General features: G+C 48.3%; 18 protein-coding genes and 1 pseudogene. 9 read left to right on the top strand and 10 right to left on the bottom strand.

The features are described 5' to 3' along the window. Positions 1-14 precede the first annotated feature (14 nt). Positions 15-2,756: an EAL domain-containing protein gene (locus ACN0T0_RS12745; protein WP_417226648.1), complete on the top strand. Its 2,742-nt coding sequence runs from the start codon at positions 15-17 to the stop codon at positions 2,754-2,756. A 49-nt stretch (positions 2,757-2,805) separates the two neighbouring features. Here the strand turns inward: ACN0T0_RS12745 and ACN0T0_RS12740 are convergent, their stop codons facing one another. Beyond that, positions 2,806-4,107, bottom strand: a complete 1,302-nt coding sequence (locus ACN0T0_RS12740) for a sensor histidine kinase (protein ID WP_417226646.1) — start codon at positions 4,105-4,107, stop codon at positions 2,806-2,808. Positions 4,108-4,146: 39 nt separating this feature from the next. Next, complete coding sequence (locus ACN0T0_RS12735) at positions 4,147-4,851, bottom strand: response regulator (RefSeq protein WP_417226644.1); 705 nt, start codon at positions 4,849-4,851, stop codon at positions 4,147-4,149. A 192-nt stretch (positions 4,852-5,043) separates the two neighbouring features. Here ACN0T0_RS12735 and ACN0T0_RS12730 point away from each other — a divergent pair, with 192 nt between their 5' ends. After that, positions 5,044-5,550 (top strand): Spy/CpxP family protein refolding chaperone, encoded by a 507-nt coding sequence (locus ACN0T0_RS12730; protein ID WP_417226642.1) that lies wholly within the window; start codon positions 5,044-5,046, stop codon positions 5,548-5,550. Positions 5,551-5,708: 158 nt separating this feature from the next. Here the strand turns inward: ACN0T0_RS12730 and ACN0T0_RS12725 are convergent, their stop codons facing one another. Further along, on the bottom strand, positions 5,709-6,335 hold the full coding sequence (locus ACN0T0_RS12725; RefSeq protein WP_417226640.1) for a DUF2799 domain-containing protein: 627 nt from the start codon (positions 6,333-6,335) through the stop codon (positions 5,709-5,711). 76 nt (positions 6,336-6,411) lie between these two features. After that, positions 6,412-6,756 carry a 4a-hydroxytetrahydrobiopterin dehydratase gene (locus ACN0T0_RS12720; RefSeq protein ID WP_417226638.1) on the bottom strand — a complete coding sequence of 115 codons (345 nt, stop codon included), beginning with the start codon at positions 6,754-6,756 and terminating at the stop codon, positions 6,412-6,414. Positions 6,757-6,892: 136 nt separating this feature from the next. Here ACN0T0_RS12720 and ACN0T0_RS12715 point away from each other — a divergent pair, with 136 nt between their 5' ends. The 4 genes from ACN0T0_RS12715 to ACN0T0_RS12700 all read left to right on the top strand — a co-directional run bounded on the left by ACN0T0_RS12715 (position 6,893) and on the right by ACN0T0_RS12700 (position 11,823). Then, complete coding sequence (locus ACN0T0_RS12715) at positions 6,893-7,144, top strand: zinc ribbon domain-containing protein (RefSeq protein ID WP_417226636.1); 252 nt, start codon at positions 6,893-6,895, stop codon at positions 7,142-7,144. Position 7,145: 1 nt separating this feature from the next. Beyond that, on the top strand, positions 7,146-7,568 hold the full coding sequence (locus tag ACN0T0_RS12710; protein ID WP_417226634.1) for a cytochrome b562: 423 nt from the start codon (positions 7,146-7,148) through the stop codon (positions 7,566-7,568). A 97-nt stretch (positions 7,569-7,665) separates the two neighbouring features. Further along, positions 7,666-8,724 (top strand): efflux RND transporter periplasmic adaptor subunit, encoded by a 1,059-nt coding sequence (locus ACN0T0_RS12705; RefSeq protein WP_417226632.1) that lies wholly within the window; start codon positions 7,666-7,668, stop codon positions 8,722-8,724. A gap of 9 nt (positions 8,725-8,733) precedes the next feature. Beyond that, the gene (locus ACN0T0_RS12700) at positions 8,734-11,823 is read left to right on the top strand and encodes an efflux RND transporter permease subunit (RefSeq protein WP_417226630.1); all 3,090 of its coding nucleotides are present in this window, start codon (positions 8,734-8,736) and stop codon (positions 11,821-11,823) included. Between the two features lie 38 nt (positions 11,824-11,861). Here the strand turns inward: ACN0T0_RS12700 and ACN0T0_RS12695 are convergent, their stop codons facing one another. Continuing rightward, positions 11,862-12,386 (bottom strand): gamma carbonic anhydrase family protein, encoded by a 525-nt coding sequence (locus ACN0T0_RS12695; RefSeq protein WP_417226628.1) that lies wholly within the window; start codon positions 12,384-12,386, stop codon positions 11,862-11,864. A 258-nt stretch (positions 12,387-12,644) separates the two neighbouring features. Between ACN0T0_RS12695 and ACN0T0_RS12690 the strand changes: the two genes are divergently transcribed. Beyond that, positions 12,645-13,007 carry a PH domain-containing protein gene (locus ACN0T0_RS12690; RefSeq protein WP_417226626.1) on the top strand — a complete coding sequence of 121 codons (363 nt, stop codon included), beginning with the start codon at positions 12,645-12,647 and terminating at the stop codon, positions 13,005-13,007. A gap of 1,011 nt (positions 13,008-14,018) precedes the next feature. On the opposite strand, the gene ACN0T0_RS12685 is transcribed toward ACN0T0_RS12690, so the two are convergent. Continuing rightward, positions 14,019-14,969 carry a LysR family transcriptional regulator gene (locus ACN0T0_RS12685; RefSeq protein WP_417226624.1) on the bottom strand — a complete coding sequence of 317 codons (951 nt, stop codon included), beginning with the start codon at positions 14,967-14,969 and terminating at the stop codon, positions 14,019-14,021. Between the two features lie 158 nt (positions 14,970-15,127). Between ACN0T0_RS12685 and ACN0T0_RS12680 the strand changes: the two genes are divergently transcribed. Continuing rightward, the gene (locus ACN0T0_RS12680; protein ID WP_417226622.1) at positions 15,128-16,807 is read left to right on the top strand and encodes a thiamine pyrophosphate-dependent enzyme; all 1,680 of its coding nucleotides are present in this window, start codon (positions 15,128-15,130) and stop codon (positions 16,805-16,807) included. Between the two features lie 90 nt (positions 16,808-16,897). Further along, positions 16,898-18,319, top strand: coding sequence for an aldehyde dehydrogenase family protein (locus ACN0T0_RS12675; protein ID WP_417226620.1), 1,422 nt, complete (start codon positions 16,898-16,900; stop codon positions 18,317-18,319). 127 nt (positions 18,320-18,446) lie between these two features. Here ACN0T0_RS12675 and ACN0T0_RS12670 read toward each other — a convergent pair whose 3' ends face one another. From ACN0T0_RS12670 to ACN0T0_RS12655, 4 genes and pseudogenes are all read right to left on the bottom strand, one after another. Continuing rightward, positions 18,447-19,157, bottom strand: coding sequence for a DUF5020 family protein (locus ACN0T0_RS12670; protein WP_417226618.1), 711 nt, complete (start codon positions 19,155-19,157; stop codon positions 18,447-18,449). A 198-nt stretch (positions 19,158-19,355) separates the two neighbouring features. Beyond that, positions 19,356-20,459: a 7,8-didemethyl-8-hydroxy-5-deazariboflavin synthase CofG gene (gene cofG, locus ACN0T0_RS12665; RefSeq protein ID WP_417226616.1), complete on the bottom strand. Its 1,104-nt coding sequence runs from the start codon at positions 20,457-20,459 to the stop codon at positions 19,356-19,358. 134 nt (positions 20,460-20,593) lie between these two features. After that, complete coding sequence (locus tag ACN0T0_RS12660) at positions 20,594-21,244, bottom strand: LuxR C-terminal-related transcriptional regulator (RefSeq protein WP_417226614.1); 651 nt, start codon at positions 21,242-21,244, stop codon at positions 20,594-20,596. A 159-nt stretch (positions 21,245-21,403) separates the two neighbouring features. Further along, positions 21,404-21,568, bottom strand: a pseudogene (locus ACN0T0_RS12655) (methylmalonate-semialdehyde dehydrogenase (CoA acylating)); the annotation flags it as partial.

The following is a 21,568-nucleotide window of genomic DNA, read 5'->3' as shown; positions in this document are numbered from 1 at the left end:
CCTATACTCTCACTATGACATTTAAAACGACTAACAAAGTATATCTCGCCGTCCTGATCTATATTATCTGGGTTGCGATCTACGTCGTTTGGGGTTATTCACAGGAACATGACCGAATTTACCAACAGATTGATACCGATCTAGTCCTCAGTGCCAGAACCGCACCATTAATATTACCGCCGGATTTTCATCACAAAGACATGAAGCCCGGCGATATTGACCACGCCACTGATCTAAATAACACCATAAAACTATCGCGTTTTACCCGAAATATAGATGTTATCTACGTCTATACGCTAATAAAGCAGGAGGATACGATATTTTTTACCAGTTCTGGTAGCACTAATGATGAGCTTCAATCAGGCAAATACCTCTACAATTATTTTTTACCCTATGACGATGCCGACCCTCGTATAGATCAGGTCTTCACCGAAAGAACACAACAGTTCTTCGAAATAACGGACGCCTGGGGGCACTTTCGTAGCGTATTTATCCCGCAACTCTCCTCTGATGGCCGCCTGTTTGTCACCGCGGCTGATATCGAAATCAGCCACATTCATTCACTGTTAACCCAATACCTCATACAACAGATAACGATCGCAACGATCTTTTTACTCTTTTTATTACCGATCCTGTTCACCTTCTCTGCCGCTCAACGTCGCTGGGCGAGAGAGCTTGAGTGCAGTGTCAAAGAACGCACCGAAGAGTTGCATAACAGTGAAGCCCGCCTCTCCTCAATTGTCGAGCACTCACCGGTGGGCATTTTTCACTATGATCAGGCGAGTAATATCACCATGATCAATCAGCGTTTTACCGATATTATCGGCTCCCCTAGCTCAGCCATTGTTGGCCTTAATTTACGTGAAAAACTGACTAACCAGCAGGTTATCGCCGCGTTAAACGAAGCACTGGAAGGTAATATTGGTTATTTCGAAGGCCCCTATGTGTCCATTATGGGCCATCGTTCCATGTACCTGATGGCTGAGTTTGTTCCCCTACGAGACCATACCGGCGCAGTGAATGGTGGCGTAGGCGTATTTAATGACATTACTGAACAGCAGGCGGCCACCAGCACCCTGAAGAAATTATCACGGGCGGTCGAACAAAGCCCCAATATGGTGGTCATCACCGACCTTAGCGGCAATATCGAGTATATTAACCCGCGTTTCACCGACATTACTGGCTATTCGGCCGATGAGGTCATGGGCAAGAATTCTCGTTTACTCAATTCCGGCGAAACCTCCAAAGAGGTCTACCATGACCTGTGGAAAACCCTGTTATCCGGCCAAGAATGGCGCGGTGTGTTTCATAATAAAAAGAAGAACGGCGAGCTATATTGGGCCGAAGAGATCATTTCACCTATTACCAATAACCTCGGCGAAATTACCCATTTCGTGGCCCTACAGGATGATATTACCGAAGTCCGTAAGATCAACGACCAGATCGATTTCCAAACCACCCATGATTCACTAACCGGTTTGCTCAATCGACAACAGTTTGAAAATGAACTCACCCAAACCATCGAACATGCCCATAAATACCTCTCCCACCATGTACTCTGCTTTATCGATATTGATCAATTTAAGATCATCAATGATACCTGCGGCCATATGGCCGGGGATGACATGCTACGACAGGTCAGCAACCTCATTCGCGATAAACTACGCAGCCGCGATACCTTGGCCCGCCCCGGTGGCGATGAATTCCTCTTGCTACTAGAAAACGCCAGCCTAGCCAGAGGAGAACATGTCATCCAGATGATTATGGCCGACCTTAAACAGTTCCGTTTCCAGTGGGAAGAACACACCTTTAAGGTCGAAATCAGCGCAGGTATCACGATCGTTGACCATCATACGAACAGCGCTGTTGCGGCCCTTCAAGATGTTGATACGGCCTGTTATACCGCCAAAGATGCCGGCCGTAATCGTATCCATATTTACAATGACCATGATGAACAGCAACTGATTCGTAAGGGCTATATTCAGTGGGCCACAGAGATCCATCGCGCCCTAGAAGAAAACGCCTTTAAGCTCTATGCACAGCCGATAGTGCCGCTACAAAGCGACCAGAAAATTGGTTATGAAATTTTGCTCCGACTGCAATCTGACACCGGGAAGATCATCGCTCCGGATGCCTTTCTACCCGCCGCTGAACGTTACAATATCGCCCCTCAAATCGATCGTTGGGTCATTCGTAATAGCTTGCAGTGGATGGCGAACAATATTGATAACCTAGATCATATTTCCAGTTTAGCGATCAACCTATCCGGTCAATCTCTCGGGGACGATTCTTTATTGGGATTCATTATCCGCAGTATTCAGCAAGGCCCTGTGCCGGCGAACATGATCAAGTTCGAAATCACCGAAACCGCAGCGATTGCTAACCTTAAAAATGCGCAAATATTTATCCGCTCGTTGAAAAACCTTGGCTGCCGCTTTGCCCTCGATGACTTTGGTAGCGGCCTGTCGTCCTTTGCCTACCTGAAAAACTTGCCGGTCGACCTCCTGAAAATCGACGGTATGTTCGTGCGCAATATACTGACCGACCCCATTGATGAAGCGATGGTCCGCTCCATTAACGAGGTGGGTCATATTATGGGAATGAAGACTATCGCTGAGTTTGTCGAAACCGATGAGATGATGGCTCGCCTTAAGAGTATCGGGGTCGATTATGCACAGGGCTATGCCATTAGCCGCCCAGTGCCGATCGATACTATCTTGCAGCAAAGTCCGCAGACGAGCTCAACCACTTCATAACTCTTTAAGCGACCTCGCAGATCACTCATAACCTGTCAGCCCGTATACCTCAAGCTTTGGGGAAACTCAGAATCAACTCGAGCCCCTCCCCCGTAGGGCTGCGCGCGGTAAGCGTGCCGCCTAACAACTGAGTTGCACGCTGCGCAATACTCAAGCCGAGGCCATAACCGTTCTGCTGCCCGGTAAAGCGTACAAAGGGTTTAAACATCCGTGCTAACTGCTCCTCATTGAGGCCAGGACCTTTATCGGCTACCCGAATTAACACCTTGCCGGCCACTAACTCAGCTGAAATACGAATCTGCGTCCCCGTTGGCGTGTGTTTCACCGCATTACCGAGAATATTACTCAAGGCCCGCTCCAATAGCACTGGGTTACCTTTTATCCGGTAATCCACAGGCTGCCATTGCAGCGGGTGCTGTGGCGCACTAAAGCTAAAATCGTCCACCAAGGTATCGATCACGCTATTAAGCGCAAAGGGCTGATCTGACAGCTCCATTTGCTCCAGCCGAGATAAGCGCAGAATCTCATCGATCAACCGATTAATACGATCACATTCCTGATTAATCCGCTCAATATATTGCTGATCCGCATCCGACATCTTCTGCCCGGCCAACCCCGCTGCCATCTGCAGCCTTGCTAAAGGCGCTCGCAGCTCATGAGAGACATCCTGTAATAAATGGGTATTCGATTGCAGCGTTTGCTCAACATATTCCGCCATCTGATTGAATTCACGACTCAGTTCACCAATCTCATCGCCTCGGCGACTGAGACGATCATCGGTGCGGGCGCTCAAGTCGCCGTTATACAGATCACGGGCATACTGCCGTAAACGGTTCACCGGACGCACCACCATCAGACTAATCAACAACGCGGCAATACCCGCCACTACCATTAACAGCGCCACTTGAACCGAGAGAAAGAAACCAAACAGTTTGCCAACTAAATCAGGTGGTAGGTGGGTTTCAGCCACTACCCTATATTCACGATTACTATCAGAAATAACCTTAAAAATCATAGGCTCACGGAATTTTCGTAGATCACTACGGCCAAAAATAACCTTGCCGTTGGGCAACTCAGCAATTTGAATTTGAACCGGAAACGGCCGCTTTTCTTTGTGATCATCATGAATTCGTCGCCATTCCTTTATCGAAGGTAGTCGACCATTTCGTTCATAACGATCAATCAATAGCTCCGCCTGCCCCAATGCTTTGGCACTCAGCACATCACGATCACGCTCTTGCTCTGAAAGATGCCCAATAACAAAGGCCGTCAGTGTAATCACCAGAAAACTGGTAACCCACACGGTCACAAATATTTTCAGAAACAATCGTTTATACCAGCGAATCGCCATTAACCTACTACCTGCCTTAATTTTGCTCTGTACGAGACGTTATTCGTTGACCAACATATAGCCCGCACCACGTACGGTTTTAATCAGTTCACTACCGGGGATCGCCGCCGCCAGTTTTTGGCGTACCCGGCTCACGTGGACATCGATCGCCCGATCATAAGCGGTCAACTTACGGTGTAACACTTTCTCGGTCAGCTCATCTTTACTGATAATAGAGCCTACGCCACGCATCAACTCAGCCAAGACATTAAACTCGGCACTGGTTAATTCGATCTCGCTGCCAGCCACCAGCACGCGGCGCTTGCCGGGATCCAACTGGATATTGTGTAGGCTCAGCATATCCGAACGACTGTCTTCCGGTTCTGGGGAGTGAACACTGCGCCGTAATACCGCACGAATACGAGCCACTAATTCACGGGGGTTGCAAGGCTTGCCCAAATAATCATCGGCGCCCATTTCTAAACCGATAATCCGATCGATATCATCGCCCCGCCCGGTGAGCATTATCACCGGGGTTTTAATTCGAGGCCGTACCTGTTGTAACAGTTCGAGGCCCGTCTGCCCCGGCATCATAATGTCAAAAATCAGCAGGTCGTAACGGCCATCTTGCTGTAGTAACGGTAATGCTTGCTCAACACTGTGGGCAAAACTGACCTCAAAGCCTTCGGACTGGAGGTACTGTCCCATCAGTTCACAAAGTTCCTGATCGTCATCGACTAATAGTAGCTTCACGTTCTCACTCATAAATAGATCTCTTTCTGGATGAACCGCTTCAATATGAACCACTTCAAGATAATGCCAGAGTAATCAAGCCACCGAGTAATTTCATCTGTCTTAAACACCCTTTACCAAACTTTACACCTCCTTTACCCAACTTAGCAGGGGGGCAGGACATACTGTATCCATCAAAACAAACAACGCTTTCGGAGAACGACCATGCGTAAACAAATCATTATAGGAATTACCGCTGCTATCATTGGTGCAGGTGCACTTACCGCAGGTATCGCTTCAGCTCACGATAAAGACCGTTGCGGTGATCGTGAAGAAGGCCATCACGGCAAACATGAACAGATGGAAGACGGTAAGCATGCCGGCAAACGTCTGCACGCTATGGTCAAAAAATTAGACCTGAGCGAAGCGCAAGAAACGCAGGTGAAAGAACTGTTCAAAGATCGTCGCGACGAGATGCGTGATCAGCGTGATCAAATGAAAGAGATGTATACCGCGATGCGGGATCTGGATGTCAATGCCGCCGATTATGATCAGCAGGTCGCTGACCTTGTCGCTACCGCACAGGAAAATACAGCTAAGATGATCACCATGCGTGCCGAACAGAAAAAAGAGCTATTCGCGATCCTTACTCCTGAGCAACAGGAGAAATTTATGGAGATGCGCCCAGACAAACCACGTCACGGTGATAAAAAACCCCGTCACGACGACTAATATCGATTCAACCCCGTTGATCGGGTCGGCTGATTCAGGCTCCAGCCGGCCCACCTAAACCCCGTTACATCGATTTATCGCTATTCACCATCGCCTTTAAACAGGCTTCTTACCCTGCCCTTGTGCAGGGCTTTTTTTGTCTTACAAAACAACTTAGCTCATAGCTGTGAACGTAGATCGGCTTCCAATGTGGTGAGATAACGCGCTTCCCTATCCACCTCATGCTGTTGTTGCATAATATGTAAGGCACGCAAATGAATGGCTCGGTCCAACCCTCGAACCTCATTAAGTAACAAAGCACGCCTGCTAGGCTCAAGTTTATCCGCCAATAATGCATCCCGAGCTTGGTTAAGCTGATGTCTATCGGCATGTTGCGCAGCTTTCAACGCCGTTAACCGCTCCTTAGCATCGGCCAACCGCTCTACTTGCCGATGAGCCTCGACACCTAGCTCAAAACCATACGCAAACGCTGGACGCAGGTCACCACTACAAACGGCATTGAACACCTTCCCTGCGCGGGCGGTTGCATAGCCATTAACAGCAGTGCAGTAGCGTATCACTCCGCGATCGTAGCCTTGCAAATAATCATCGATCTGTGGCACCACACCATATTCAGCACAGGCGTCTCGATGCTGCTCTAAACGCTTAGTTTCATATCCTGCCGCACCATCATTAAAGCCAATCAATTGCCAATCCGCCGACAAACAATCATCTTTATCGAGCGTGGCACAGCTTGCCAACCCCACACTTAGCAAGACCACTAACGATCGCCTTATCATGTACATCGCTCCCTCTTTTGATTAAGTGGGCATTGTGCCCAATCGTCGCTGAATACCAACCGAACATGCCGCTAGTATCGGATTATTCAGCATCCAGCGCATCGATCATTGCCGCGCAAATAAAATCATTTTCAGACAAACCACCCAGAACATGAGTGGTGTAACGTACCCGGCAGCGGGCATAACTCACCTCGAGATCGGGATGATGGTTTTCTCGCTGGGCGATCCACGCCAATGCATTGACGAATGCCATCGTGTGATGAAAATCGTTAAACTGGAATAGTTTGTGGATAACTTTAGCCCCATCACCGATAGACCAGCCAGACGCTAGTTGCCCTAAGCGCTGCTGCGCCTCTTCTGGACTCAGCTCAGCTAACCCTTGGTAGGGAAGACAATGACGTGTTTTTAAACCACTCGACTGGTGCATAGGCCACTCCAAAAATTAAACATCGATGAGTCAGTATAAACACCTATCCGCTAACGTCGTGTATATTGATTACCTCCGCCGAAAAACCATGCTAAGGTTCGGCCTCGGAAAGGCAGAAACGACAAGGAAAGAGATTATGCCAACTTATGATTATCGCTGCGAAACAACCGGCGAGATTTTTACGGTGCGCCACCCAATGGCACTCAAGCTCTCAACCTGGGCTGATCTATGTGATATCGGCGGCTTTGACGAGGGTAATACCCCCATTAATGCCGCCATCACCAAACTACTTAATACCGGTGGTGTCATTCGTCATAAAACCCTTAACGACCCCGAAGCCCCTCCCTGCCTGGGTAGCGCGGGCTGCTCCGGCCATTGTGGAAGCTAATATGTTGTTCAAAAAGCTGTATAAAACTCCTATATTCGTATTACTCATCAGCCTGCTATTGATTAACACCGTTAGCGCCGGGCCGCTCAAGCCCACCATGAAAGAGATGCGCCTGCATTATAAGCAAGCCGTCGACACTCAAGATCCAACTATTTTTAACGCTAAAATCGCACTGTTTTTAACCGAGTTGCAAACCGCTCGGGCATACAAATTTTCACCCGAGCGCAAAGAACTATCACTGGAAGGCCTTAATAAGGTACAAAACATAGTTAGCAGCCTACCAACAGCCACCGATGCCAACCTTGCTGAGCTACAAGGCCAACTAAAAGAGGTGGATCAGCTACGTTTGGAATACCATAAAAAAGTAAAGCCGGGGGTGTTTGATTTACTCCTCGACACGTTTAAAAAAGCACTAAATCTGTAGCACAATCTATGTATCAGTTTTAACCGAAACCGCTGTCGACATTTCATCTATCTGTGGTATAGATATTATTCATCATTCACATAGACAGCGGCGTTATATGTCCGGCAAAATTGTTACCCTGTTATGCACAACCTTCATATTACTCTCCGGGTGCGAACAACAGCCTAGTGGAAAAGCGCGTCAAGCGAAGCCTCACCTGGTTGAGGTCATGCAGGCAGCCCCCGCCGATATTGAACTAGAGCGGATTCGAACCGGCACCCTTGAAGCCTTTCAAACCATCAATATCTATACCCAAGAAGAGGGTATCGTCAAACAGATATTGCCCCGTGAAGGCGACCGGGTGACACGCGATCAGCTGTTAGTCACATTGGATGATCAGCTACTCAAGGCGCAGTTACAACGGGCCCGAGCTGTTCGCCAGCAGGCCGAGACCGAATTAGCCCGTATCAAAGGGCTTATTAAGCGCAACCTCACTGCCCGTTCAGAGCTCACCAGCCGAGAAACCGATCTCGCCGTTGCCCAAGCCGATGAAAAAGTGATCGCCACGCGGCTTGGCTATACCCGTATACGCTCTCCCATTGACGGTGTCATCACTGGCCGACATACCGAACCGGGAAATCTGGCGGAGCAGTCCTCTCACCTGTTAACCGTTGCTGATATCAATAGTCTAAGGCTGAAGGTCGATGTCTCTGAACTGCTCATCAATCAACTAACGATCGGTATGCCGGTCGACATTCAGATCGATGCTCTACAAACAAGCCAACAACGGCAGCCCTTTGCGGTGCCCGGTAAAATCAGCCGAGTCTACCCCACCATCGATCCGGCGACCCGCAGTGGCACCCTTGAAATCAGCCTGAATCCTGCACCAGAGGGCGCACGCCCGGGCCAGTTTGCACGAGTCAAATTCAGTATCGCCCGCCAACAGGTACTGCTGTTACCTTTCGGCAGCCTGCGACAATCCGCCAACGGCAGTTATGTCTTCATAACCGACAGCGAGAATAAGGTGCAGATACGGCCACTCGAAACCGGTCTAAAAACCGGCGAACAGATCGAAATTATCGCCGGACTTCAGCCAGGAGAGCGGGTCATTACCCGGGGCTTCACCAACCTCAAACCGGGGATGCCGGTGACTATCGTTAACCGGACAACGGACTGAGGCTAACCCATGAGACACTCCAAAGGGTTAGCCAACTGGTCTATCCGCCACCCCGTTGGGGTGATCATGCTGGCTCTATCCGTGATTGTGATCGGCTCTTTTGCCCTCAACCGTCTATCGGTCGATCTATTACCCCATATTATCTACCCTGAGATTCGTGTCAGAGTGCTAGACAGTGGCGTCCCACCCACGGTGATGGAAGACCGGGTCACCCGTAAATTAGAAGAGCAGTTGGCGATCACCGAAGATGCCATCCATGTGCAATCAACCACCACTCAAGGCACCACCACCGTCGATCTAGCCTTTGAATATGGTAAAGATATTGATATCGCCCTGCGGGATGCCAGTACTCGACTCGATCGCGCGCGGCGTACCCTGCCAGACTCGATCGACTCCCCCGTGATCTATAAACTTGACCCCGCCCAAATTCCGGTGATGGAATTTGTTATCAGTTCTCAGATTCTTGATAGTGCGGCACTACGGCAGTGGGCCGATGATGTGATCGCCAAATGGTTGATCAACTTGCCTGGGGTGGCAGCCGCCGAAGTGGGCGGTGGGGTGGTGCGCGAGGTGCACATTATTCCGGATCAACAACGGATGGCCGCCTACGATATCAGCTATAGTACCCTGACCGATGCGGTAACAGAGGGCAACGGCGATCAAGCGGCCGGGCGCATCACGATGCCTGGCAATGAACTCAATAGCCGCATCAGTGGCCGGCTCATCTCGCTCGAACAACTACGCCAACTACCCGTTGCCCGCCGAGGGGATACCAGTCTAACCCTAGCAGACCTCGCCAGTGTCGAGTTCAGCACCGAAGATGAGCGCATCCTGATCCGGGCCGACGGTGTGCAGGGCATCAAGCTATCGATTCAAAAACAGCCCGCCGCCAACACCACTTATGTGGCCGATCAAGTCAAAGCGCGCTTAGCATGGCTCAAGCAACAGCAGATTATTCCCGCCGATATCAGCGTCACCCAAGTATCCGATCAATCCATCTATGTTAAACAGTCCCTCAATAATGCCACCACAGCAGCAATCAGCGGGGCGCTACTGGCAATGGCCGTGGTCTACCTGTTCTTAGGTAACCTGCGCCATACACTAATTATCGGTAGTGCGATCCCGATTGCGATTATGTTTACCTGTGTATTGATGGGGCTTGGCGGCCTAACGCTTAATATCATGACCCTCGGAGGGTTGGCATTAGGTATCGGCATGTTGGTGGATAACACCATCGTGATGCTGGAAAACATCAGCCGCCATCAGCAAAATCATGAATATCCCCTCGCGGCGGCCAACAATGCCGCCACCGAGGTTAATAGTGCGATTATCGCCTCCACCTCGACCAACCTCTGCGCCATACTGCCCTTCCTGTTTATCGGCGGGCTAACAGGCTTACTGTTTCAAGAACTGATTATCACCATCTCTGCGGCTATTTTTGCCTCGATGGTGATCGCCCTGACCCTCGTGCCGGCACTCGCCGCCTCGACCAAGCCTTCTCGAAGTGGCGGCATCCGTCGGTTAACCGACCGCGCGGTAAAAGGCCTACAACGAATTTATAGCGCCATCCTCAAACGTTTTTTACAGCACAGGCTGCTCACCCTGTTCGCTTTTATTCTGGCGCTGTTTCTCTCCATGCCGGTTTTCACCAGTGGCAAACAGATCTTTCTACCGCCACTCGATGATGGTCGAATTACCATCAGGATCACCGCCGATACTGGTATATCCCTGAGCGAAATGGACGCCAAGGTCAGTCAACTGGAAGCGCTTTTTGCCCAGCAACCCGAAACTGAAACGGTGTTTACTCTGGTCGGCGGCTCGGTATTTGGCCGCTCGCAACGGGAGCAATCCAATCGCTCAACCGTAGTAGTACAACTCAAATCGGTAGCTGAACGCCAACTATCCAGCCATCAGTGGATAGAGAAGCTACAGCGGCAAATAGCCGCCCTACAACTGGCCGGGTTTACCGTGAGAATGACCCAACGCGGTATCCGCGGTATCCGTACTAACAGTGGTAGCGAAGATATCAGCCTGCGATTGCAAGGACCGGATAATAAAACGCTGATCAGTCTAGCGGATGAATTAACCGCCGAACTCAAGTCACTACCTCAACTGCGTAACCTGAGTCACTCGGCAGAAGACCGACTGAACGAACTATCCATTAGTCTAGACCGAATACGTGCGAATCAGCTCGGCATAGACCTGGCCGATCTTATAGAGGCCACCCAGATCGCACTGCAGGGCAAAATCATCAGCGAATACATTACCGATGATCACGCCTACGATATCCGCCTGCGTCTGGCAGAGCAGCATTTCAATACCCCACAATCGATGGAAACCTTACTGCTGTTTCCCGGCAACGGTGCATCACCCCCGGTACATCTGTCGGATGTTGCCAGCATTCAACTGATTGAGTCGCCAGCCAGTATTCAGCGGGATAACCAGATGCGTATCGTTGAGATATCCGCCTCCCTCGCGCCGAATATGACCCTCGGGGAGGCCTTGAGCGCAATTAAAAGCGTGCGTGATGAACTGTCCCTGCCTGAGGGCTATACCGTCTATGATGGTGGTTCAGAAAAGGTGCTGGCAGAGCAGAGCAAACTCACTACGATGTTGCTGGGATTAGCGCTGTTTTTGGTGTTTGTGGTGATGGCGATTCAGTATGAATCACTGCGCAACCCGTTGATCATTATCTTTGGCGTGCCCTTTGCTGCTATCGGCGTGGCCGGCGGGCTTTGGCTAACCGCCATTCCCCTGTCGATGCCGGTCTGGCTAGGTATGATTATGCTAACCGGTATCGTGGTGAATAACGCGATTCTGTTGGTGGAATATGTCGAGATCGCCCGCGATAAAGGCAGCGATCTCTCTGCAGCGATTCTCGAAGCGGCCAGACTCCGGTTGCGGCCGATTATTATGACCACGCTGAGTACCGTTGCCGGCATGTTGCCCCTTGCTCTCGGCTGGGGTGATGGTGCTGAGATGTTGCAACCCTTGGCGATCACCGTCATCTGGGGGCTCAGTTTCTCAATGCTGGTCAGCCTCGTTTTGATTCCCGTGACCTACCATCTGGTCAATCATCGCCGCTCATCTAAGGCGTAAAAGCCTAGGCCGTAAACGTTAAACCGGCAGAATCCGGTTTAACTTAATTTTTTTAGCGATGACTTATGTTTGCGGCCATTCTCAACATACTTATCCGCATTATTATGCATATTCGCGATAACATCGGCACTCAGCTCTTTAACCACCTTCGCCGGCACACCCAGAATCAGTGAATTATCAGGAAAGACCTTGCCTTCGGTCACAACCGCACCGGCTCCGACCAAGCAGTTTTTGCCAATCACCGCGCCGTTTAGCACAACCGCCTGAATCCCGATCAACGACCCCGTTCCGATATGACAACCGTGCAACATCGCCTGATGGCCAATGGTCACCCGTTCTTCAACCATCAACGGATAACCCGGATCGGTATGCAGCACCGCACCTTCCTGCACGTTGCTCCCCTGACTGATCACGATCGGTTCGTTATCCCCTCGCAATACCGCCTGCGGCCAAATACTCGCCCCCGCCTCTAAGGTGACATTACCAATAACCGTCGCCTGATCGGCCACATAGGTATCCGCATCCACTTGCGGCTGCTGACCGTCTAATTCATAAATTGCCATCGTTATTCTCTCCTGTTGTTATGTTATTACACTGGTACTATATTACGTTACGGCTACTCACTTTAAACTTAGTTTCATGCGTGTATTAGTACTGCCAGTAAAAGAATTTTATACTTTTTTAGGTAGAGTATTCTTATCATGAGTGATTTAATTAAACCTACATCGCTGGTGAGTGAAGATAAAAATCAGACGAGAGATCTGTATGCTTTAAGATACCACATAGTGGAATAAAAAGAGGTCAATTAAATGGATGTTAGAATGTCTCTTGATAAATTCGAAAAAAACATTATCCCATCAACTTCAAATAAAGATTCATTAAAAACTTTAAAGAAATCAAACGTCATTAATCTATTAATGGAAGATGAAATACCAAAATCAATCACAAATGGGACGAGAAAAGGAAATGAAGCACTCTTAATTGTAACGAACATTCGCATAATTTTTATTTTTAAAAGTACTTTTTTAAGAAAGTCAGAAATTACAGAGATCCCTCTAGAAACCATTACCTCCTGTCGAATAAAAAATGGAATTTTATTTAGTGATTTTTTCATAAGCACAGCAAAAGAGGAGTTTTTCATCAATAATGTTCAAAAAAAACCTCTGAAGCTATCAGAGAACTGATAAATAACCTAAGACAAAAAAGAAAAGAAGCGCCGAGCACAGACAACTCTAATTTAATTGATCAGCTTGATCGACTTGCAGCATTATATGAAAAAGGTTATTTACCCAAAGAAGAATTCGAAAAACAAAAAACAATAATCCTAGATAAAAGCAATTCAAACAACATTAACAGCCCTGCAGCTATAACTGAAGAGTTCGAGCTAATCGATGATGACGTTAATGACCAAAAAGAATATTTAAAACCAAATTCAAGAGATAATAAAAAACCACTAGAATGTTCTAATACTAAGCCTCACAGAGAGTCTATCTTTTCATTTCTTCATACTGACAAGAAGGGAACTGGTCTTGGGCGAACAGAGTTTGGTTTATCCATATACGCCGATGGGTACGCATACCCCATAAGATACTTAGTATCTCTTATCTTGCTGATAATATCAGCAGGTTTCTTTCTACTATTGCTAGCAACCATCTTTATTAACATTTTCACATCAAACGGCAGGGATGATTATAATAGAAATTCCAAGAATAACTTTTCAGATATTAATATATGTAAATCAACAATTTCAGCAATGATGGGAAGGCCAGTATCTATAATCAACTACGACGGAAAAAGTGGTGATGTAATACATGTATCATACACAAGAAGTATGGATGGAACTAATTGGTCTCAAAAATGTAAAGTTAATAACAATTCAGTACTATGGGGAACCACTGATGGCAGGTGGAGAAATCATAAACTTGACACCAAAATAAAATATAAAATCCACTCGGATATTCTTGAAATACATCTAATTTTTAGTGATGGTTCAAGTACGATCAAAAAATATTATTCAAGCCATTTCTGAAAACATATCAAGGAATAATTTAAAAATTAATTCATATGAACATTCTATTACAAAATAAAGTTCGACGACCTATAGCAGTAGATAGCTTCCATGACCCCTTAATTAAAATCTATATTATTTTTTAACAGTCAAACCATATCGGCAGTTAAAATATAGATAAAACAGCTTAACTCTTCTGCTCAATGGAGGCCCGGTTCATCTCCCCGCGCCAATTCCCCGTCAGGTGCTCTTGGTACGCACAGGCTTTAATCAGCTCAATCACTTTGAGGGTGATATTTCGCACCGGGCGCTCATGATTAATGGCCAGATACACATTGCGGGTCATTGCCGGTTCAATAATTTTTAATGCTTTCAATTGTCCGGCCTGCTCTAGATGAAAAAAAGCCGAGGATGGCAAAATCATATTGCAGTGCCCCTCACAGACAAACCGCAGGCTGGTGAGTAACTGCCCATAGGGCATTTTTTTCTTTAGCTCGATTCCTTCACGCTTTTCATACTCGCGAATCTTACGCCCTAGGGATTCTTTTTCTGAGGTAGTGACTATTTCATAGTCGACCAGATCTTTAAAACGAATCGTATCGAGATCTCGGTTTTGATCATTCAGCTGGGTAGTGAAATAAAGGTCTTCGCGGATCAAGAGTTCGCGGGAGATACTCTTATTATCCGCCCCCTCCTCATAGGTGATCGCCAGATCCGCTTCACCACTGGCAAGCTGTTCAACCACCTGATAAGACAACCCCATGCGCAGATCTAGCTCAACATTGGGGAAGGCCTTCTCAATCACCTGAGACACCGGCATCGCCAGCAGGTTAACCCCTGCCTGATTCATCACGATCACCAGTTTGCCTTTGGGGCTGCCCTCAAGCTCTGAAATATCGCTGACCGCCCGGTTGAGCTGCCCAACCACTATCTGCACATGTTTTTCAAATAATAGGCCCGACTCCGTGAGCTGCACCCCTTTAATGCCGCGAGAAAAAAGCTGCGATTTCACTTCATGTTCTAACTTAGAGATCTGCAAGCTTAACGCTGGTTGGGCGATATCCAGTTGTCGAGCCGCCGCCGCGATACTCTTCATCTCTGCCACTTTGAGAAAATACTGCAGCTGTTTAATATTCATAACGGACCCAAGATCGGTTTTACACCGGCTAATAACGACAACTAAACGCCTTATCTATAACGAATTAATTATAGCCTATAAATATTATCTATAGTTTTATTATAGCTATAGCTTTTCTACTATCTTGTTAAAGCAACTAATTATAAGAAGCCGACAAGATGAGCAACGCGACAGATACAACTCGAATGAGCGGCGGCGAAGCAATTATTGCTGCCGCTGCAGCCAACGGAACAGAAACTATTTTTGGCATCCCCGGCGCACAGATCTATCCCCTATTTGATGGCATTTATAACAGTTCCATCGATCTGATCGTTCCCCGCCATGAGCAGAGCGCCGCTTATATGGCCATGGGTTATGCCAAATCGACCGGTAAAACCGGTGTCTTTTCGGTGGTGCCGGGGCCCGGTATTCTGAATACCACGGCGGCATTATGTACCGCCATGGGTAACTGTAGCTCTATTGTCGGCTTGACCGGTCAGGTGCCTAGCTCATTTATGGGACAGGGACGCGGCCATCTGCATGAACTGTCAGACCAAGCGGGTACACTCAAAACGATTATCAAAGATGCGATCACCATCCATCAGCAGGACAGTGTGTCCGACAAGGTCAATCAGGCCTTTGCCACCTCACGCAGTGGCCGCCCCGGCCCCGTGACCGTTGAGATGTGCTGGGATGTGATGGCAGAACAACAGGATGCCAGCATCACGGTTCCCAATACCACTCCCAACGCGCCAACCATCAACCTCGACGCCATTCAAGAAGCCGTTAAGCTGATCAGCGCAGCGAAGAAGCCGATGATTATGTGCGGTGCCGGCGCCCAACATGCGTCCGTCGAAGTGCAGGCGCTGGCTGAACTCCTGAATGCACCGGTGACCGGCTTCCGTAGTGGCCGAGGTGTGGTCGCTGAAGACCATCCATTAGGTGTCGGGCCGGTTGCCGCCCGCGAACTCTGGGATGATACCGATCTGCTAATTGGTATCGGTTCCCGCCTAGAGATGCCCTATATGCGCTGGGGCAACTATATGGAATATCAGCAAGTGCCGACTTCCGGCCCGAAACTGATCCGTATCGATATCGACCCCGCGCAGATGGAGATTTTTGCTCCAGACCTGGGCATCATTGCCGATTCCGCCGCCGCTTGCCGCTTGCTGATCGAACAATTAGAAACACGGGTATCCCCTGATAAAAACCGCCTCGATGAGATCGCCACCGCTAAAGTTGTCGCTTGGCAGGCGATCCAAAAGGTGCAGCCACAGATGTCCTACCTCTCGGTTATCCGAGATGTGCTGCCACGCGATGGATTCTATGTGCCGGAACTGTCACAAATGGGTTTCACCACTTGGATTGGTGGCTTGCCGGTACTCGCACCACGCACCTACATCGAAGGCGGCTTTCAGGGCACCCTCGGTTATGGCTTCCCCACCGCCCTTGGCGTCAAGGTCGCCAACCCGGATAAAGCCGTGGTGTCTGTCTGTGGTGATGGCGGTTTTATGTTTGGCGTACAAGAACTGATTACCGCCGCCGAACATAATATCGGTCTGGTCACCTTGGTCTTCAACAACAATGCCTATGGCAATGTACGCCGAGATCAGGATATGCACTATAACAGCCGTTACAGCGGCTCCGAGTTACTCACCCCCGACTTTATTAAACTGGCTGAAAGCTGCCATGTGAACGCCTACCGCGTGACTTCTCCGGCAGAATTAAAGCCCGTGCTAGAAAAATGCATCAATAACAACGCACCGGCTCTGATCGAAGTCGTATGTGAACGGGGTGAAGAGACCTCACCTTGGGAGTTTATCCACATGCAACAACGACTATCCCAGCCACAACGCTGACACGGTGACCTTCAGCACTTGGGCGTTAATCAGTTGACGTCCCGGTGTTACTGGCCAATGATGAAACAAAAAAATAAGTAAGGAAGCTCTATGTCCGAATTCAATCTCACCATCGATGGTGCTGCCATCAACACCGGCGAAACACTCGATGTGATTAACCCATCAAACGGCGAACCTTTTGCCCAATGCCCATTGGCCAACCCCGCGTTAGTCGATCAAGCCGTCAATGCTGCCCGACGCGCCTTTCCTCAGTGGAGCGCCACCTCAGATGAAGCCCGCAACGGGCTGATCCATCAGTTAGGTCAGTTATTGGAGCAACATCAAGAAGAACTGGAAACGCTCATCTGTCAGGAAACCGGCAAGCCCCGTGGCGGCCTGAATTTTGTCGGCGCAACAATGGAATTGATGGGTTCGATTGGCTGGACCCACGTCACCGCTGATATCACCTTAGCCGACGAGATCATTCAGGATGACGACGAACTATTCGTCAAAGCCTACCGCAAGCCGCTGGGTGTTGTTGCATCGATAACCCCTTGGAACTGGCCGCTGATGATTGCCATTTGGCATGTTATCCCCGCTCTGCGGGCCGGCAACACCGTAGTGATCAAACCATCGGAGAAAACGCCATTAGCCACCTTGCGCTTCGTCGAGCTGGCCAATACAGTGCTACCTAAAGGCGTTCTGAATATCGTGACCGGTTATGGTGATGTGGGTGGTGCACTGGTCGCCCACCCCGAAGTGAACAAGATCATTTTCACCGGCTCGACACCAACGGGCAAAGCAATCATGGCCTCGGCGGCCACTAGCCTAAAACGACTCACCCTCGAACTCGGCGGTAACGATGCGGCTATCGTGCTGCCAGATATCGATATTAATAGCGTAGTGCCACAGCTGTTTGGCGCGGCCTTCCACAACAACGGCCAAACCTGCGCCTGCCTAAAGCGCCTTTATGTGCATGAATCCATCTATGATGAGGTCTGTCAGGCATTAGCAGAGCAGGCCAAAGCCGTGGTGGTTGGCGATGCACTCAACGCTGACAGTCAATTGGGCCCGCTACAGAACGAAGAGCAACTCAACATTGTTGTTAAGCTTGCCGCCAGTGCCACCAAAGCTGGCGGACAGATTCTCGCTGGCGGCAAACGTATCGGTACTCAAGGGTTTTTCTTTGAGCCTACTATCGTTGCTGGACTGAGTAATGGTGATGAACTGGTGGATGAGGAACAGTTCGGGCCGATTCTGCCGGTGATTAAATACACCGATATCGACAGCGCCATTGCCCTAGCCAATGATAATCCAAATGGTTTAGGCGGCTCGGTCTGGTCTGCCGATATTCAACAAGCCGAGGCGATAGCACAGCAGTTAGAGTGCGGCACCTCTTGGGTTAACACCCACGGTGCAGTACAACCGGATGCGCCCTTTGGTGGGACAAAGCAATCGGGGTTCGGAGTTGAGTTCGGTGCCCATGGCTTAGCAGAATACACCTCACTGCACACTCTTAAAATCCAGAAATAAGTATCCTAACTGACACTCCCGATATCCACTTTAAGGGATATCGGGAGTCTATTATCATTAAGCCCGTAACACCGAGAACAGAAGGGGATGTCTCGGTTAACAGTTGCTATTAATCAGCCAAAGACGCTCAGAAATGCCACTTAAGCAATAGTGCAGGGTTCCGCTCATCGGCACCATCAATGCCATACTTGTTGCTCCAATGAGAATACTCGATACCCACATAAACCGGCGACGCTGTACCGATCAACTTGCCCGCATTCCATTTCAACTGTGAAGTAAAGTTGGTTTCTGATGCGTGATCATCTTCTTCGCTAGACCAGTCGATAAAACCATCGTAGAGAAAATCCGCATTGCCGATGCTAAACGGCACGCCCCATGTCAGGGTGACCATAATATCGTCGTCAGTATTTTCATTATTCACTTGATAGATATTCGCGTTGGCATACTGGAAGCCGGGCAGATCTAAACCTACACCCAGGCCTGCCATATAATTATCGAAACCTTCACCACTCTCCCAAGTACCAGCAAGATAGACATCATTGACCAAGCCAAACGAGAGGTCTGCACCTGTTACATAACCAAGGCTTAAACGGGGTGACAACTCAAAATAGGTGGATGTATCACCATCATCGGATTTCTGACGGTCGACGAAGAAAAAGGTATCACCCCAATCATGGCCGCTGGCATGTTCGACAGTAATGGTCTGCTGATCCGGATCAACCACTTCAAAGTTATTTCCTTTTACATAGCTCAGACTAAAGTCGCTCCACTGCTGTTTAGCGGATACCCCGGTTGAAACTAAAGCACAGCATAACGTGCACATTATTTTAATTTTCATCTATGACCTCTATCTTTATTTTTATGCGTCAATTTACACATCGAAGCATCGATACTAGAGGTTTTTTTACCGACCGGTAAACACATCTTTATAACCAAAAACCTACCTAATTACTTAACTAACGCACTTGAGGTTAAGCAAAAAAAAGCCTGGATATATCCAGGCAATTATGATGTAAACAAGCAGGTGATTTATTAACTAAGCGGCAGCATCAAGATCATCGACCCGACCAGCGATGACTGAAGAAAGATATTTTTCTGGCAAGTTTTTATATTGTGGATAGATTGCCAATCGCTCTTTAAGTCGGTAGCCACATTCAGAGGATTTAAACTCCAAAGATTGGATCTTCGGCCATGCTCTTTCCGGATTAATATGGTCAATGGTTACCGGAGACACACCTCCCCAGTCATTAATACCAGAGTGGAGATAGTCCCGATAATATTCCTGCAGATTTGGCGGTGCCTGAATACTAATCGTATGATCAAGAATTAATCGAGCGACCGCGAGGGTTTTTAACATCTCCTCATGGCTCGGCTCTGGTGCATCCGCCATCGCCGTTCCGGGCTTCGCTTTAAAGTTTTGAATAATTACTTCTTGAATATGACCATACTTTTTATGGATCTCATTAATCGCAACTAAGCTATCAATGCGTTCCTGCCAAGTTTCGCCGATACCGATCAGAATCCCGGTTGTGAATGGTACATTATGCTTGCCGGTCAATTCGAGGGTGCGCAACCGCTGCAGCGGCACTTTATCAGGACAGGCGTAGTGCGCTTCTCCCTGCTCCATCAGGCGACGGCTAACATTTTCGAGCATCATCCCCATACTGGCCGACACCGGGCGCAGCTTGATAACGTCCTGCTCGGATAGGGTGCCAGCATTCACATGCGGTAGCATACTGGTGTTCTCAATCACCATCAGGCACATATCATAGAGATAATCGATAATGGTGTTATAGCCCCGCTCCGCGAGAAATTTACGTGCTTCGGGATAGGTTTTTTCCGGCTTTTCACCTAGGCTAAACAACACCTCTTTGCAGCCCATTTTTTCACCCTGATAGACCACTTCCATGACCTCTTCCGGCGTCATAATATTCGCTTCAGGCGAGCCTGGTGCTTTGACAAAGGTGCAGTAACCGCAAGTATCGCGACACATATTCGTCAAAGGCACAAACACTTTTCGGGAATAGGTAACAACATCTCCCCAATGCAGATCACGTAACGCGGATGCCTGATTTCTGAGTAACTGAATCTGGTGACTATCAGCATGTTCAAGATTATATGCTTGCTCAACAGAGATCATTTGAACGTCTCCCGGTTTATTTTTTTATTTATAATCAGGCGAGATGACAACGCCGCTAAACAATAAGTAACTTCAATATAGAATAATTTTACCACTTGGTCAATTTTATTATAAAAACAATTATTATATTATTTTCAATAACTTAAGCTAACAGCTAACTGAGTTCTGTTTTGTACTCGAAGTTTTTTAAAGATATCTGACACATGCCGCTTAACTGTCGACTCACAAATCCCCATCTCAAAAGCGATCTCTTTATTCATCAAGCCAACTTTCAGATAGTCGAGCACATCCCGTTGCCGGCCGGTTAAATAATCGAGTTTTGTTTTAACACCAACATCTTCCAAGGGGAGGTGTGGCGCAGAAAAACCGGTCGGATAAGGACTAATCGAGCAGCTTCGATTTAAGCCACTATCGACATCGGTCAGTAAATCAGCGATGCGCTTGGCGATAATATCGACCGGTTCAGTCTGTTGAATCACGCCCGAAATATTGAAAAATTTCAGCTTTACTTGCAGCTTTTCACTGACCTGATCACAAATAACCGCAATCGGATTCTGCGTTTTATACAGATGGGATAAAATCAGCCCACGATCGCCAATAGAGAGAAAGCTTTCATGCACCAAGATAAGGTCGAACTCTTTCTGTTGCCGTAACCCCTGAACAAAGGCGTAATCACTCCCGGCATCAGTAAAATCGATAGCATCAAGTGTTAAGTTCAGCACGCTCTTCAAGCCTTCTCGACATAGAGGCCTGGCATCAATAATCAAAATTTGCTTACGTCGCATGGGATCACCTTTGTTGTTATAAGAAAACGGTGTCTTGCTAGTAGGTAGGACAATCATCAATCGAAATAGATAGGCAGGCTCGCCAGCGTTAAACCGACCAAGCCTGCGTTGCAACCGGAAAGGCTAATCTGCAGAGATCAGCCTCGGTTAACTGTATCGTTAGCTTGGGAAGGCGAATGAAACACCTTCACGTACACCACTGGAAGGCCAGCGCTGAGTGATAGTTTTACGTTTGGTGTAGAAGCGCACGGCATCTGGACCATAAGCGTGTAGATCACCAAACAATGAACGCTTCCAACCACCAAAGCTGTGGTACGCCACCGG

The sequence above is a fragment of the Amphritea sp. genome (assembly GCF_048266285.1).
In the GTDB taxonomy this organism is placed as follows: domain Bacteria; phylum Pseudomonadota; class Gammaproteobacteria; order Pseudomonadales; family Balneatricaceae; genus Amphritea.
This window is presented reverse-complemented; position numbering and strand designations above follow the sequence as displayed.